Origin of the sequence: Wolbachia endosymbiont (group B) of Scrobipalpa ocellatella (assembly GCF_964188425.1) — a bacterium.
Lineage (GTDB): Bacteria > Pseudomonadota > Alphaproteobacteria > Rickettsiales > Anaplasmataceae > Wolbachia.
Genome location: NZ_OZ077190.1, coordinates 299,926 through 317,329, shown reverse-complemented (window position 1 = coordinate 317,329; position 17,404 = coordinate 299,926). Strand labels below are relative to the sequence as shown.

At 32.7% G+C, this 17,404-nt stretch carries 7 protein-coding genes; all 7 read right to left on the bottom strand.

What is annotated here, in order from left to right:
- Positions 1-3: 3 nt before the first annotated feature.
- The gene (locus tag AB3210_RS01430; RefSeq protein WP_265014489.1) at positions 4-1,680 is read right to left on the bottom strand and encodes a WG repeat-containing protein; all 1,677 of its coding nucleotides are present in this window, start codon (positions 1,678-1,680) and stop codon (positions 4-6) included.
- On the bottom strand, positions 1,641-3,968 hold the full coding sequence (locus AB3210_RS01425; protein WP_353280909.1) for a glycosyltransferase: 2,328 nt from the start codon (positions 3,966-3,968) through the stop codon (positions 1,641-1,643). Before AB3210_RS01425 ends, AB3210_RS01430 begins: the two co-directional genes overlap by 40 nt.
- Positions 3,925-4,878 (bottom strand): NAD-dependent epimerase/dehydratase family protein, encoded by a 954-nt coding sequence (locus tag AB3210_RS01420; RefSeq protein WP_353280908.1) that lies wholly within the window; start codon positions 4,876-4,878, stop codon positions 3,925-3,927. The genes AB3210_RS01425 and AB3210_RS01420 overlap by 44 nt, the downstream gene beginning before the upstream one ends.
- Before the next feature lie 125 nt (positions 4,879-5,003).
- The gene (locus AB3210_RS01415; RefSeq protein ID WP_226079610.1) at positions 5,004-5,753 is read right to left on the bottom strand and encodes an NTP transferase domain-containing protein; all 750 of its coding nucleotides are present in this window, start codon (positions 5,751-5,753) and stop codon (positions 5,004-5,006) included.
- 121 nt (positions 5,754-5,874) lie between these two features.
- Positions 5,875-13,299: an ankyrin repeat domain-containing protein gene (locus AB3210_RS01410; RefSeq protein WP_265014488.1), complete on the bottom strand. Its 7,425-nt coding sequence runs from the start codon at positions 13,297-13,299 to the stop codon at positions 5,875-5,877.
- A gap of 372 nt (positions 13,300-13,671) precedes the next feature.
- Positions 13,672-14,751: an ankyrin repeat domain-containing protein gene (locus AB3210_RS01405; protein ID WP_174516910.1), complete on the bottom strand. Its 1,080-nt coding sequence runs from the start codon at positions 14,749-14,751 to the stop codon at positions 13,672-13,674.
- 95 nt (positions 14,752-14,846) lie between these two features.
- Positions 14,847-17,318: an ankyrin repeat domain-containing protein gene (locus tag AB3210_RS01400; protein WP_367363647.1), complete on the bottom strand. Its 2,472-nt coding sequence runs from the start codon at positions 17,316-17,318 to the stop codon at positions 14,847-14,849.
- Between the last annotated feature and the right edge of the window lie 86 nt (positions 17,319-17,404).

Sequence of the window (17,404 nt, the reverse complement as noted above, 5' to 3'; positions counted from 1 at the left end):
TGATTAACACCTGACATCAATAACTGATAAGTAATCTGTTAAAGGTATAACAGCAAAAATTTTGAATCCTTTTACTTGTTTGAGTATTTTTTCCCAATTGCTTAATGTTCTTAGTTTACCTCCTGTTTCAACCATTACATTAATATCTACAGAGCCTCCATCTGGAGAGCGGTAATCTAAAATAGTTTCTATCAATAAAATACGAGATATTCCTTTGACCAATTTTAAATAAGATAATACTTTATCATCATCATAATGCTGTAGAAAGCGGCAAAAGACACCTAATTCATAATTTGTAGCTGATAGTTCTTCCTGAGTTATAAGTTTGACTTTTAAATTTTCTACTAACTGTCTTGGCACTTTATGTTCGTTATATAGGCCTATGGAACCTTTATTGTGTATATCAGAATAAGCAAGAAATAAAGAGTGTACACCAAATAGCAATATATTCTTAGCACCATCTATATTAATCCTAGAATTAAACTCTTTAGTATCAAACCTAGAATATCCTAGCAATGCTTGGTAAAACGCTATTTTCTTATCTTCTGATGATTCTCTTTCCTTAAAAGATTCAAATGAAGAGATTGACTTCTGTTTTAGTATATCGGCAATATTTAACCAATTCTTTTCAGCGGCAACTCTTGCCCACATTGTTGCTGCTTTTGGCAAAAATGGTATTTCCTTAAAACACTTACCTTTTGATGATAGTTTCCATAAGTCCTCGTCCTTATCATAATCAATAAACCCTATTTCCCACAACGCCCTTAACAGCCTTTCTAGATTTGGTACGATAATGTTTAACTTTTTAGATAAAAACGGCACAGTTGCAGGTAAAATATTTAACAAATCAAGTTCAATAGCAACGTTTGTTAGGTACGTTTTCCAAAAGGCTGAAAGTTCTGCAGAAATCCTATGCACTTGAGATTCTTTACCTAAATCAAAAATATTAAACTTTACATTTCCGGTAATATCGATTTGTCCTAACACACCTTCAAAAGTTTCAACTTTTGCCATCCCATTATAGAATGCTTCTACCATTTTAAATCTCTGCTGGTAAACAGGATCACCATTAATATCTATATGAAACCAACCATGTTGATCTTCTGCAATAGAATAACCTTTATGAAAAACATTAAGTTTTTTATACCATTTATTATGTACTAACTTTCCATGATGATTAATATGTGTAGCTTTACCATCCTTATAGACTACAGCGATACCATCCTTAAAATCTCCAACATAATCATATTCCTCCTGATAAATCCTGTTGCCATTTAAATTAATATGAAAACATTTATCATGTCTTCTAACTACACAAGCATCTTCCTGATAATTTCCAATCCATTGATAAGACTGTTTGTATACTCTACATCCAAATGAATCAATATGGTAACACCCTGTATCATCTTCTACGGCTGCTCTATTAAAGTAGAATCCAAAAGTTTTTAGAAATCTATTATGATAAACTGCTTCTCCTCTTACATTGATATGATAAGCACCTGTCTGATCATAAACCGGTGCAAGACCGGGCTCATGAAATTTACCAACCTTTATAAACCTATTTTCATACAAAGGATTTCCTAGTAATTCGTGAAAGCTCTCACACGGTGAAATTTTAATAGATCTAAGATTATCTTTGATTAATTGATCAAAGGTTTTCTCATGTTGCATGTTTTGCATAATTTGTAATTTAAATAATTCTTTTGTAAGCTTAGGTACTCACTACTCTGCCATATTTCCTCGAGTTTAACCTCATTAACATTACCAAAATTTCCTAATGTCTTACGGAGTTCATCTGGAGCACAGCAAGGACTAAACTTTCCTTCATTGTTTATCCATGCTTCTTTACCTAAAAATGGGCATTGACCACCTGGAGCCAAATCCTTAATACCTTCTTGAGAAAGAATTGTAAAATTTTCTAATTTTATCTTTTTACCATTTGGTAATAGCATATTATCTCTAAGCTCATATAACCTTCTCACCTCTGTATTCCATCTACTAATTGCTAACTCATCTCTTCTCATAGATAGATCCTTAATTTCCTCAAAATGTGCCCAAAGATGATGTCCTTTAACTCTATCTATGCCATTTTTTATGGCCATCTTAACTATGTCATAGAGTTCATGTAAATTACTTTCCAAAAATGTTAATTGTAAAGTAACGGTACACCTTTCACCTGTATCGCTAAAGTATTTATCTCTAACTTCAAGGAAAGTTTTTAAATTTTCTGTCACTACTTCCCATTTTGAACCTTTCATGATTCTTTCATGAGTTTCTTTAGTTGCCCCATTCCAGGAAATCTTAACATCAGATAAAATTGGTACCAATAGTTCAGCCCATTTTCTAGCTCCTTTAATGGGAAAAGAACCATTGGTTGTGAGGTTAAGCTTAAGGCCGAACTCATGGCACAAATTGATTATTTCATCAAAGCTTTTATACATTAAAGGCTCACCCATAGTAGAAGGAATGATTTCCCTTAAAGGTGTGCCAGCTGCTTCCTTAATTACTTTTCTGATAGTTTCTATCGACAGTATCTTAGGTTTTATTCCTTTAGCTTTCTTCTCTTCTTTAACTTTGCTGTATGGTGAAAAACATTCGCACATTATACAAGCAAAATTGCAGTAATCTGGATTAGTATCAAAAGTAATTCTCCAAGGACCAGGTTTCACAGCTACTGATTTGCCTTTCTTTTCAATAGCATTACGGTAAATCTTGTTAAGTTTCTCAGTATGCTCACCTATAGAAGGTATATTTCCATTTTCAGTATAAGGATAGCCTTTTTGGGTAAGTTTATTATATAACTCCTGATCTGTAGATAGGACTTGCATTTTTTCTGACAAACTACTTGCATCTCTGTGCTTAAATAATAGTCCATCTCTTACATATTCTGCCATGCCACCATAATCGGCTGTTATAACTGGTATTCTAAGTTGCTGTGCTTCATGTATTACTAACGGTGAATTTTCACCCCAAATTGAAGGAACGACTATTGCATCGACTTTATTAAATACGTCAGTAACTATATTCTTATTATCATAACTTCCCATCCATTCTATTCTTTCTTTAACAACAGGTGAAAACTGATTGGCAATCGCTTTTAAGGCTTTAGTTTCTTCTCTTGCTGCTCCCCAAATTCTAAGTTTTACTTTAGATGATAAGTGAGAAAAAGCTTTCAATAATAGATCAATACCTTTTTCGGGAGTATGAGTACCAATATAACCGAAAATAAACTCTTTTTCTTGTGCTCTATTTCTATTCTTAAGACGATTGAGATCAAAACCATAATCAAGATAAGAAATTTTGTTTATCGGAACATTAAAATCCTGAGTAAATTTGTCCATCAAGAATTTCGATGGGGAAATAAAGTAATCTATATAGTCTATTATTTTCCTTGTGTGCTTCATTCTAGTTGCAACCCATTGTTCCCAATAATTTATGTCTGAATTCAGGAATTCTTCATCTCCTGTAAAATATCCCTTGTAACATTGGGTTGCACATTTTTGATCCTTTTGTCCATCACAAAGCTGTAATAAATCTTCAGAATTACGTTGAATAAACCTTCCTCTTGGACACATTAACCAAAAGTCATGTAGCGTAAAAATTGTAGGTATATTTTCTTTAAAAGCAATTTCTGGTAAAGTAATTGATAGATGATTAAGATGACCAAAATGTATAAGATCTGGCTGAAAGTTATCTATTACTCTTTTAAATTGTATATCTACTTCTTCATTGATAAATTTGTAACGATATTTAGCTATGGGTATATTAATTAAATGCAGTAAGATTCTGGAATCACTACGATCTAGGACTGTAGTGTAATAAAAATCAGGTAAAAAGCTATTTTCATACCTAGTAAATACTTGTACCTCATTGTTATTTGCTAGTTCATGAGCAAGAGTTTGGCTATAAACCTCTGAACCAGCACTATAATAAGGAGGGTAACCATGAATAACTTTTAATATTTTCATATATTACCATATCTATATTGTTAGGATATTGTTGTGTATTGTTTTGTAGACTTTTTATAAATTTACTTAATCCTACTTCTAATGAATGTTTTGGAGACCAACCAAGTAGCTCTTTAGCTCTAGTAAAATCACCATGGAACTTAGTTACATCAAAATTTCTTGGAGGATAAAAATCAATTCTAGAATCACTTTTCGTGACTTTTAATATTGTTTTTGCTAAGTTTTCTAAAGTACATGGGCTATTAGTAGTAAGATGAATAGCAGGAAGGGAAGATTTTTCGCTTTGTAAATATTTAACAGTTAAGCATATACCCTCTATAACATCATCCAAATAGGTAAAATCAAAAACACATTCTTTACCTTCTATTTTAATTGGATCACCTCTTAATGCATTAATACAGAGTGCAGGAATTACTCTACTGTTATGATCTAGTAAACCACCGTATACATTTGAAAAGCGTAATATTGCTACATTAAAATCTTTTGAACTTGTTATTTGTTCCTCAATAAATGCTTTACCTTTGGCATAATTATTTATTGGATCGATACTAGCAGATTCTGTAACTGGCAGTTCCTTCTGCTCTCCATAAACTTCCCTACTACTTGCATATATAAACCACGGTTTATTTGGAAGTGACTTACATAACCCTAAAAACCGCATTGTACCATCAACATTAATTTTTTGACACAGTGTAGGATAAAGTTCACCATGTATAACTCTAGAAATTGCAGCCAGATGAATGATTCCTGTACACTGAGCAAGTAGTGGTACTATATCTTCTGAAAAAAAACTGAGTGGATTATCGCGAAACCTAATATCGCAGCTTATTACTTCATGGCCTTGGTTTTCTAACTTTTTCACCAAGGTTGACCCTATCAAACCTGCAGCACCTGTTATTAATATCCCCATGTATACCCTCTCACTACAACTAGGAAAATTTGTCGTACCAATTATCTTACAAGTAAGAATTAAAAGGTATTATAAAACAAGTATAAAATAAATGTCAACTTAAATTAATGAATAAAAAAATGTAGTTATGAAAGAAAAGTTGGCTGCCTTTTTTTTTGAAAATAGTGTTCGGCTTTAATCAAATCCTCTTTATTATTTACTCCCATTGCTTCTCTTTCATCAGAAACTACATAACCTACACTCAAGTTATTGTTTGCTGCAATGGGTACTATATCATTAAGACAATATTCATTGGTCGAATTATTAAATTTTATTTCTTTTACTAAGGTAAAGAGATCTTTAGCATATGAAGCTATTATTCCAGAGTTTGCAAGAAGCATTTTATCTCCATTTTTTAGGATTTTTTGAACATTGCCGTAATTATCAATTACTAATCTTCCATATTGTTCATCTTGACTATTGAATCCAAGAAGAACTAAATTATTATACTTTAAACAATCAGTCATTTTCATAACTGTATCGCTAGATATAAAAGGAGTGTCTCCATACTGTATTAAAACTATGTCTTGATCAGATAACTCCTCCAGATTTTCTAGAGCAATTTTAACTGCAGTGCCAGTGCCTGTAATATCTTCTTGAATTATTAGTTTTATATTGTATTGATCGATTATACTTTTTAGAGTATCAAAGTTTTCTAAATCTTTTAGAAGGGAGTTGTTAACAACAATTGATAAGCTTTTTAGACTCAGCGATTTTGCATTAGAAATTATATGTTCTAAAAGAGTAAGATTTCCCACTTGGTGCAACGCTTTTGAATATTCAGAATTCATTCTACTGCTCTTTCCTGCTGCTAATATTATCAAAATGTTACTCATACATAACTCAGGAATTGATTAGGTAGTAAGTTAATTTATAATTAGTAAGATGTAAAGTCCACTGTAATTTTTATATATTTTCTAGATCTTGGCACCCTCATTAGAGTTTCATTTAAGAGAGCTATAACTTTAAACTCTTTACTCGATTTTCTACGCTGACATCTTGTAAACTCTGATCTGGACTTTTTAATATTTCTAATAATCTACTTGCAAGGTTTGAGTGTTTATTGATTACTGCAACCTGGATTAATGACTTGTCTTGATCATTACGAGCATTTGTTACAGCTACGCGCTCATCAGGTTTTATTGCTTTCAGCTTACTGATAATTTCAACATTACCATTTTTTGCATTCTCAAACAGCTCTTCTACTAATTTCAATAGGTTAGTAATATTTTGGTCTCGAGAAAGATCAAGTGGTGCTTTACCTTCTTTATTCTTGATGTTATAAATTGCACCATGTTTTAATAAAGATTTTACAACTTCCAAGGAGCCACCTTTAGCTGCAACATGAAGTGATGTAGTACCACTAGAAGTAGTTTTAGCATTAACAAAGTCATTTAATTTATCACGACTGATATGTTGTAACAGAACCTCAACAATTTCTTTGTAACATTTGGAAGTAGCAGTGTGTAATGGTGTATTACCTTTATTAGTAACTTGACTAACGTTAGCTCCATTTGTTAGTAAGATGTTTACAATATCTATGTGTCCATTGCTAACAGCGTAATGCAACGGTGTTCTTCCATCAATATCTTTATCGTTGGCATCAGCTCCATCTTTTAACAGACGCTGAACAGTTCGTATATCACCTTTACTAGCAGCAATGTTGATATCTTTCTGCAGATGCTGGAGAACCTCTGATGCTTCGCTACCCTCAAGCTTAAATCTAAAATTAATCATCTCTATCTTTTTTAAAATATCTAAAACACTCGGATGACTTGGTCCAAAAACAGCTTTTCTTTGATCTAAACTTTCTCTGTAGACTTTAAGTGCGCTGATCCATTTCCCTTGAGCAAAAAGTACATTTGCTATGTTGTATTGAGTATTCAAGGTTTCTGGGTGATTTTGTTGTAAAGCTTTTTTCTGGATATTTAAAACCTCTTGAAAAGCTTTCAAGGCTTCATGATATTTATTTTGATTGAAGAGTACCCCAGCAATGTTATGTAACGTTCTCAAGGTATCAGCATGATTAATACCTAAAATTATTTTCTTCTTTTCAAAAACCTCTTTATAGATTTTTAAGGACTCTTCGTATTTACCTTGGTTAGCTAGTACCATTGCTATATTATTTTTGGCACTCACAGTGGCTAGATCATGTGTACCTAGTGTTTCTTTCCTCTTTTCAAAAACTGCCCTATTGATATTTAACGCTTCTTCATATTTTCCCTGTTTATCTAATACTAATGCCATGTGAAACTGAGTATTTAAGGTATCTGAATGATTTGACCCTAGTATTTCCTTTTGTCTCTGATAGACTTCTTGATAAATATTAAAAGCTTCTTCATCTTTCCCCTGTCTATGCAGCACTAAAGCGATTGTACTTCTTGTACTTAAAGTATCCTTATCGTTTAAACCCAGCATTTCTTTTTGTTTCTGAAAAATCTCTTTAAGCATATTTAAAGCTTCTTGGTAAATTCCTTGCTTATATAGCACTTTGGCTATATATGTCTGAATATCTAAAGTACCAGGATTGTCTGGTCCTAGTATTTCTTTTCTTCTTTCAAATGCGCTTCTGAAAATACTTAAGGCTTTTTGGTAATTGCCTTGATTCAAGAGCACTAAAGCTGTATCAATCTGAGCGGATACGTCACTTTGCGATATCTGCTTCAACTGCTCGACTTTTGAAAAGTTACTATGTACTGCAGCAACTACTAACGTTTTGTTCTCTCTATTACGAGCACTCATCACTGCTTTTACTGTATCAATATCCTTTATCTTATTTAGGTCATTAATAACTTGAGCATTACCATCTTTAACCTTTTTAAATGATTCACTGACTAGTTTAAATAAGCTAGTTATACTTTTATCCACAGTAAAATCTGATGGTGTTTTCCCACTGTCAGAGACAGCATTGTATACTGCACCATTAGATAATAGGGCCTTTACAACTTTTAAGTGAGAGAACTTAGCAGCATAATGCAGAGGAGTAAACCCCTTGTTACCAACCACATTAGGATTAGCTTTATTTTGTAATAGAATATTGACAACTCCATCATAGCCCTTCCATGCAGCATAATATAATGGTGTTACACTATCAGCATTTTTGGCATTAACAAACGCTCCTGCTTTAATGTAATTCTCAACCTCTGAAGAGCTATTACGTTTTACAGCCTCAAATAATTTCTCAGTTGATGCTAATAGATTGATAACGTCTTTATCGTTAGTCATTTCTAATGGTCTTCTACAAAGCTTGTCAACAGCGTTATAAACTGCACCATTTTTTAATAAAACTTCAATAACGTCTTTATAACCAAAATTAGCAGCAATATGCATAGGGGTTAAGCCATTAGTATCTTTAGCATTAACGTCAGCACCTTGTGCTATCAAATACTTTACAACTTCTAACCGACCTTTCATTGCAGCATAGTGTAGTAATGTCTGGTTAGCTGTACCAAGCTCATTAATACTCAACCCCTTGCTAAGGAAAAACTCTACGGTATCTTTATAACCTTCTCTAGCTGCAATGTGTATAGGCTTTGATCCAGAGGCATTTTTAGCATTAATATTAGACCCTTCATCTACTAGACATTTTACCATTTCCAAGTTACTTTCCTGTGAAGCAATGTGCAGTATAGTCCAATCATCATTGCCTTTAGCATTCATATCTACTTTTTTATACTGCAGTAACATTTTAACCACTTGCAAATGACCATGTGCAACTGCTAATTCTAAAGGTGTTCTGCTCTTATTATCCTTAACATTAACTTTTGCTCCATTACTTAATAGGACTTCAACAACATTAACATGGCCGTGTCCTGCAGCTATATGTAGTGGAGTACCTTCAACATTTACAAAGTTAACATTAGCCTTGTTTGCTATCAAAACTTCAGCAATTTCTTCATGGCCTTCTTGTGCCGCAAGATATAATGGTGTTATACTATTAATAGTCATAGCATCAACATTGGCTCCCCTTTCTATCAGAGCATTTACTATCCCCTTATGTCCTCTTTTAGCAGCCAAATGTAATAGTGTAGCATCTTCAGGACCTTTTATATCAATATGGGCCTTGTCTTTTAGCAAAATCTCTACAATATCCCTATAACCAGCGAGTACTGCTAATGATAAAGGTTCACCACCTTCTGCATTAACACTAGCTCCATTTTCTACAAGAACTTCAACGATCTCCTTATGATTATGCTTAATAGCAGAAAGCAATGGTGTTAGGTTGTTACTCTTAACATTAACACTGGCTCTATTTGCTACCAAAATTCCAACGATTTCCTTATGACCTCCTTCCACAGCTACATGTAATGGTGTACTACCTGCAATACCTTCTGTGTTAACTTTAGCTTTATTTTTTATTAAAAGATTCACAATATCTTTGTGACCTCCCACAATAGCTGCATGTAAAGGTGTAAGGCCATAATTAGCACTAGTATTGACTTCAGCTTTACTTTTGATTAGAAAAGCAATAGCGTCTTTATGTCCACTTAGAGCAGCTACATGCAATGGCGTCATGCCATCATTAGTTCTAGCATCAACTTCAGCTTTATTTTTTATTAGAAGATCAATAATATCTTTGCTACCATTCATCGCAGCTGCATGTAATGGTGTACTACCCTTAATATCTTGAGCTCTAACTTCAGCTTTATTTCTTATTAGGAGTTCAATAATATCTTTGTGACCTTTCAGAGCAGCTACATGTAATGGTGTTAGATTATTATTGGCTTTATCATTGATTTCTACTCCATTTTTTATTAAAAGCTCAGCAACTGCCTTATGACCACTCTCTGCTGCATAGTGTAATGGCGTAGCATTATTTTTATCTTTAGCGCGAATGTTAACCCCATGCTCGAGAAGAGCAACAACTATCTTCAAGTGGCCACTCTGCACTGCAAAATGTAGTGGGGTTATACCTTCCACAGTGGCAATACTAGCATTTGCCTTATTTGTCAGTAAAGCCTTAACAATTTTCTCATGTCCATCTTTTGCTGCGTAGTGCAAAGGTGTGTTATTATAGGTTTTGTCAACAACATTAACATTAGCTCCATGCTTCAATAAAATATTAGCTATCTTTTCATGACCGTTTTCTATTGCATAGTGTAATGGTGTACAACCATCTATAACTCTGGAGTTAACATCGGCTCCTTTGAGAATTAAAGCATTCACTACTTCTAGGTGGCCATTTAGTGCTGCTGTATGTAATGGTATTCCCTCCTTATCGTTTCTTGCATTAACATTTGCCTCATTTTTCAGTAAAAAATTAACTAGCCCTAGATAACCACTTTCTGCAGCTATATGTAGTGAAGTAAAGCCACCCATAGTTTCGTTGATGTCAACATTCGCTTCTTTTTCCAGCATAATCTTAGCAACATCAATATGATTGTTTTTTATTGCATAGTGTAAAGGTGAAAAACCAGCTATATCTTTGGTATTAGTATTAGCATTATTTTTTAGTAGAATTTCAACAGCATCTTTGTGACCATTTTTAGCTGCAATATGTAGTGATGTTTTGCCACTATTATCTAGATCATCAACATATACACCTGTTTTTCCTATAAAAAATTCCACAATATTTTTCCTTCCATATGCAGCAGCAATATGTAGTGGGCTTTGACCATTAATATCTTTAACATTAACGTCTAAATTTTGATTAAGAACAAATTTTATAATTTCAAGACTAGGTCCCTTAGCAGCAAAATGTAATGTAGTCCATGAGTTAATACTTCTAGCATTGATGTCTGCTCCTTTTTTGAGATAACTCTTTAAGTCTTCAAGATTTCCTTCTTCCAACGCAGCAAACATTTTTTCCTGATTAGTAATAGTGATAAGGTTTTGATCGTATTTATCTTTCAGCTTGGAAGGATCATCTCTTACCGACTTGCCAATTTTCTTCTTACTTTTTATTACATTTTCTGAAATAAGTTTTTTAGCGTTCAAGATAACTGCTATTGAGGGATCAGATAACAATACATCAACTAAGGTATTATCGTGTGCTAAATGATTACGCAAACATTTTCCAGTTAATAAAGGAGTGTTATCATCTAAAAAAAGTAGATTGTTTTCTAGATGCTTCTCTGATCTACCTAAAATTGACATTATATCCAGAACAAGCATTTCTACTACTGCTTGCAACTTTTTATTCCTCTTGTAGGAAGGAAGCTTTTCAGTTAACTTGCCACTTAATGCGTTATTCCTCAAAATACTTTTCAGTTCAGATAACTTCAGTTCAAGCTGGTTATTGTATTTTTCTTCTGTTATGTTGTAAGCCTTCCTTTGTTTATGTATAGGAATAAACGAACCTTTCTCATTCAACTTGTTTCTTAATTCCTCAATCCATTTAAGGTCACCTGTTCCAAGTTCAGCAATGTAAAAAATCTCACAAGTTAATCTATTTACTTTATCAAGGTTGTCATCCTGTATTCTTGACCTAACACTATGAGAAATTTTCATTGATAGTTCGGCTATTTCTTTAAGATTGTGAGACTCTATTTGGGAAGGAATATTCTCTAGTGTTTTATTAGCAAAGAATTTTATTCCTCTAATAACATTATGGTCAATCTTATTGTCATTCAAACCAACATCTAAGCTCTTTAATGATATAAACGCCGTAACATAATCAGTTCTGATATTTTTTGATTTAGTTTTTGCAAAATTGATTATGTTATCAATTTTATTAAACAGCTCCTTTTCATAATTCGTCTTTTCAGTTATATTATTGCTTAATTCTTTTATGAGTTTTTCAAGCTTATCATGTTCCATCACTTTAAAACTCTCTGTAATCATTTCATCTAATTCAACGTTACTAAATATTCCAGCAACTTCTTTTATCTCGTCTAAGTTTTCACTACTGGTAATTTTCTTTAGCAATATTATGACTATTTTAATCTTGTTATTGTAAAGAATATCAGTAATTACATTATCGATTCTTTTAGTATCATTTTGAACACCAATAAAAAAGTTAACATCTGTATTTTCCTCAATCTCTGTTCTTTTAGAGAGCGAGTAAGCATGTGATAGTGAGTTACGTAAATCTATAATGACTTCTCTTGTGTTCTTTGGTAATGATAGTAGAAGAAGCTCGCTTGTAGTGCTAGATAACTTGGGAGATTCTAGAGTGTTTTTTAAATATTCACCAATAACCTGTAAAACCCTTGTAATAATTAACTGTCCTTCCCTTTCTTTAGGATTAGCTGATAATGCCAACTTTATATAATCACTTATTTTCTCTAAAGAATGAATATCCCTAATTTGTTGATAATCGCTATACAACTCTCCAAATTGAGGATAATTGCTAACGATCTCTGCAACAACCCTCTCACGTTTTAACTTCGGGAGATCAGCAAATTTACCAATGTCCACACCTTCTATAATATCTTTTTCTTCTTTAAGTTTCTTTGCAAAATTTTCCAAGTGGTCTAGTATTTTACTTTTATTCAATGTGGCATTATAGAATAGATTCATTTCCTGTCGTTTTATGTGAGAAGAAACAAAACTGATCAAACAAAATTCCATTTCTTCCCAAGGTAGTCTATCGTAGGTTGATTTCAACTGCCGCTTTAATATATGAATATTTTGTGCAATAAATTTTGCTATGAATAAAAACTTTTCATCTACTTTTTCTGTGTTTGAATACTCTGCCTTTAACAGGCTAATATTTTGAAGTACTAACTCAATCCGCTCTCTTATGTTATTAAGATAACTCTTCACATTCTGATCTTGTCCAGAAGCACTAGAGAAAAAACGGAGGTTTATCAACTTATTTTCAACAAAAATTTCTATCTCTTCTGACAAGAATACGTTCTTTAGTTTTAATTCCTCATAAGCTCGTGAAAGAATTTCATCTAATTCCCTGAAATGAACAGCAAAATAATTACCTGGCCATTTATTAATGAGTGTATCAAGAAGTTCAACATTACCTGAACGTATAGCATAATAAAACGCATTATGGCATGTTTCATCCTCATCATCTGGTAATATAGTAGTTTCTCTGATGCCAACAGATAAATTACTGAGAATTTTACTATTATTGCCAAGTAGGTATTCTAAAATCTTTACCTTATTGTGTTTACAAGCTAAGATAACTAAGTTAGTACTCTTAACAGGATTGTTAGCATTATCATAATAGTCTCTCAAAGTTACTTGATCTTCTGCATCACTTATGTAATCAATAAAATTGCTTAATTTTTTTAAGCTGTCGACATTACCATCTGATATTGCCTCTTCGAGTTCAGTTAAAACCAGGAGATAAAGTTCTTCAGCTTTTGCTTTTCTGCGGTAGAGCTTTTTATATTCTCTAATAAACTCCTCTTTTGATGTGTAAGAACGTGATAAAAACTGTTTATCTTCTTGATAAAAACTGGTTTGTTGTTTAGGTACATGCATAAACCCTCTCTGAGATATATTTACACCAGTATTAGAATAGCAAAGTTTACTTAATATGGCAAAAATTAAAATAGCATCTTTTGTTAATAAAATATTTTTGAGAGAATATCTACTAATCCTGCAATTTCAGGACGAAAAGCCTTCACAACATTTGATTTTGGGTGTGGGAAATGTGTTGGTTGTTTAAATTATTAGTAACACCTACTAATAATAACCCGTTTGAAAACAACAAAGAGAAATGATGATCAACTTACATAAAAAAGCACTAAGTTTAGTGTTTTGGCATTATAGCAATCTCTTATGTATCACCTCTCTGGAACCATACGACTAATTGTTGTTCATAAAAAACTCTAGTACTGACAAAAAATGTATTTATTCTAATCTTGCACGTTTGGTATCATTACTTATAGAAGTTTCATAAAGTCTTGTACCAGGCTCTACGAGATTATTTAAGGAACTTAAAGATTGAAAAGTACGTTTATTGGAATCATCAAACGCTACTATAAAGTTTAACAAGTTATCATTAGATAGATATTCAGTTATATTATATGTAGAATCATGATCCAGAATAATTTTCTTTTCTTTGGCATCTTGATCTGCCACATCTAATTTAGTATAAAATTGTATCTTACTTAACTTATTTAACAAATCTGCTCTTTCTAAAAAAGGTTTTACCTTATCTAATATGATATCATTATATATAGGATAGCGTATGGAATAATCAATTTTTGCTAGTCTTACAGATAATTGATTATTATATAGTACATGTATGTTGAAGTTATTTGTAACAAATTCATATAGTGGAAGGCTATCTTTTATTTCATCTGTTTTCATTTGAAGAATTTCACAAACACAGTCATCTAGATAACTTGATAATTTACTGTAATTACTGCATCCTTTATAAGGAGATAAGTCAATAATTTTTCCGTAATCCTTATTGAAGTTCCTTACTAAAGTAAATTTAATCAACAATTTAGCGCATGCTAGATCACTTACAGCGTTATCTAAAGATGTGGAACAATTATCATAAAGCCGTCGTTCACGATTTCTTATATTAATATCAGCTCCATATTCTAATAGTTCTTTAACTACTTCCAGATTTTTACCACTTTTTTTTACAGCATGGTTCAGTGCAGTATTGCCTTTACGGTTTGTTGCATTTACATCAGCACCATGTTTCAGAAGTTCTCTAACTAATTCTAATTCCTTCCCCAGTGTTATAGCAGAATGTAGTGGAGTTTCACTATACATGTTTCTTGAATTGACTTCGGCACCACCTAACAAAAGCTCTTTAGTAATTTCTACACTACTAGTAGTATGAAGTAACGTATCTCTATTCCTTTCTACTCTAAGGTTAGCATTAGCACCTGCAGACAAAAGAGCTTTAACTTTTTCTAAGTTTCGTTCATAGACTGCTTTTTCTAATTCTTTGTTAATATTATTATTTAGCATATTTTTAAAATCCTCCTAAATTTCACTATTTTGTAACAAAATTTTTGTATATTTTCTAGATCTTGGCACCCTCATTAGAGTTTCATTTAAGAGAGCTATAACTTTAAACTCTTTACTCGATTTTCTACGCTGACATCTTGTAAACTCTGATCTGGACTTTTTAATATTTCTAATAATCTACTTGCAAGGTTTGAGTGTTTATTGATTACTGCAACCTGGATTAATGACTTGTCTTGATCATTACGAGCATTTGTTACAGCTACGCGCTCATCAGGTTTTATTGCTTTCAGCTTACTGATAATTTCAACATTACCATTTTTTGCATTCTCAAACAGCTCTTCTACTAATTTCAATAGGTTAGTAATATTTTGGTCTCGAGAAAGATCAAGTGGTGCTTTACCTTCTTTATTCTTGATGTTATAAATTGCACCATGTTTTAATAAAGATTTTACAACTTCCAAGGAGCCACCTTTAGCTGCAACATGAAGTGATGTAGTACCACTAGAAGTAGTTTTAGCATTAATAAAATCACTCAATTTATTGTGGCTTACACGTTGTAACAAAGCTTCAATAATTTCTTTATGACCTTTGGAAGCAGCAGTGTGTAATGGTGTATTACCCTTGTTAGTAACTTGAGTAGCATCAGCTCCATTTGCTAGCAAGATATTTACAACTTTTATGTGCCCATTATTAACAGCATAATGTAATGGCGTTCTTCCATCCACGTTCTTCGAATCAATGATTGCTCCATCTCTAATGGAACTCTCAATTCCTAAATAATTATTATCTTCTATAGCCTTAAATAACTTCTCAACCAATTTTAGTAATTTTATTACTTCTGGGTTTCCTCTTCTTTCCGCAAAGTGTAATGGTAAAACATATCTACCTCCTTCAGCTCTAGCATTAAAGTATGCTCCGCTCATAAGTAGAGACCTAACTATATCTAAATTACCAATTTGTGCCCCTAAGTGTAAAGGCGTAGCATTTTTATCCATTTTTGCATTAACATCCGCTCCATTTATAATAAGAGTTTTAACTACCTTAGGATGACCATATTGAGCTGCAAGATGTAGGGCTGTGCCTTTATTTTGATTTTCTTTTACATTTACATCAGCACCATGTTTCAATAGAACGGTTGCTATCTGATCATAACCTTTTTCTGCTGCAAAATGTAAAGGAGTCCAATTTGTGTGATCTAAAGCATTAATATCTGCTTCCTTTTCTAAGAGCAATTCAACCACCTCTAAATGATCATGGTCTACTGCAAAGTGTAGAGGTGTAGTACTTTTAACTGTTTTAGCATTAATGTCTGCTCCTTTATCAAGCAAAGATTTAGCAACTTCTAAATTACCATCATATGCTGCACAATGTAGAGGAGTCCAACTTCTGTTATCTAGAGCATTAATATCTGCTCCATTTTCAATCAAGAAATTCATTATTTCCAAGTGATTATGTTCTGCTGCCAAATGTAGAGCTCTTCTACCATCATCCATCTTTGCATTTATATTTGCTCCTTTTGCAATTAAGCTCTCTACTATTTTTAAAGAAAAACCATTATATGCTGCATTATGTAAAGGAGTCCAATTCTGATCATCCACGGTGTTAATGTTTGCTCCATTTTTAATTAAAAAATCACTCACCTCGAAATGACTTTGCTGAATTGCTAGATGCAAAGGTGTAAAACCTTCGTTTTTTTTAGCATTAACATTGGCTTTTTTCTCTATTAGTAGCTTCACTACTTCTAAGTGACCATTCTGAGATCCTATATGTAAAGCTGTGGAATTATCGTGGTCCTTAGCATTAACATCAATTCCCCTTACGAGAAGAAGAGACTTAACTACTCCAAAGTGATTACGTTCTGCTGCTAAATGTAGAGGTGTAAGATTCTCATAATCCTTAGCATTAACATTAGATTTTGCTTTTAGTAAAATGTCTACTAACTCTAAAAAGCCATTTTGAGACGCTAAATGTAGAGGTGTAATCTTATCATCTGTTTTTGCATTAACGTTTGCTCCCGCTTCAAGCAGAACTTTAACTATATCTAACCTACCAGTTTGTGTTCCCAGATGTAAGGGTGTAATGTTTGCATCAACTTTATGATTACCTATGCCTGAAGATCCAGCGTTAATATTAGACCCTTGTGAAATAAGAGCTTTAACTACTTCGAGGTTACCATTTTGTACTGCAGAATGCAAAGGTCTTGCTCGATCATTATTTACAGCATTAACATCTAATCCCTTTTCAATAAAAACATTTACTATATCTAGATGACCATTCTCTGCTGCTAGGTGTAAAGGTGTATTAAGTTTATCTGTTTTAGTACTAAGATCTGCTCCATTTGCAATCAAGGTGTTGACTATATCTAAATATCCTTGCTGGGATGCAAAACTTAAAGGTGTAAAGCCTAGAATGGTCTTATGGTTTACATCTGCTCCATGAGCAATAAGAAAGTTAACCATCTCTAAGCGATTTTTTGCAATTGAAAAATACAGTGGCGTAAAGCCATCGTACTTAATCTCTGAATTAATATCTAAACCTTCTCCTAATAAAGTGTTGACTAAATCCAACTGACCATTTCCTGCTGCTAAATGTAGTGGTGTAAAGATTGGATTACAGTATCTTTTTTAAGAAGAAGATTTATCTTGCTTAAAAA

Bases quoted from the DNA above. Each gene is read 5' to 3' on its own strand.
- AB3210_RS01430 (WP_265014489.1), bottom strand. From the start codon at position 1,680: ATGCAAAACATGCAACATGAGAAAACCTTTGATCAATTAATCAAAGAT.
- AB3210_RS01425 (WP_353280909.1), bottom strand. From the start codon at position 3,968: ATGAAAATATTAAAAGTTATTCATGGTTACCCTCCTTATTATAGTGCT.
- AB3210_RS01420 (WP_353280908.1), bottom strand. From the start codon at position 4,878: ATGGGGATATTAATAACAGGTGCTGCAGGTTTGATAGGGTCAACCTTG.
- AB3210_RS01415 (WP_226079610.1), bottom strand. From the start codon at position 5,753: ATGAGTAACATTTTGATAATATTAGCAGCAGGAAAGAGCAGTAGAATG.
- AB3210_RS01410 (WP_265014488.1), bottom strand. From the start codon at position 13,299: ATGCATGTACCTAAACAACAAACCAGTTTTTATCAAGAAGATAAACAG.
- AB3210_RS01405 (WP_174516910.1), bottom strand. From the start codon at position 14,751: ATGCTAAATAATAATATTAACAAAGAATTAGAAAAAGCAGTCTATGAA.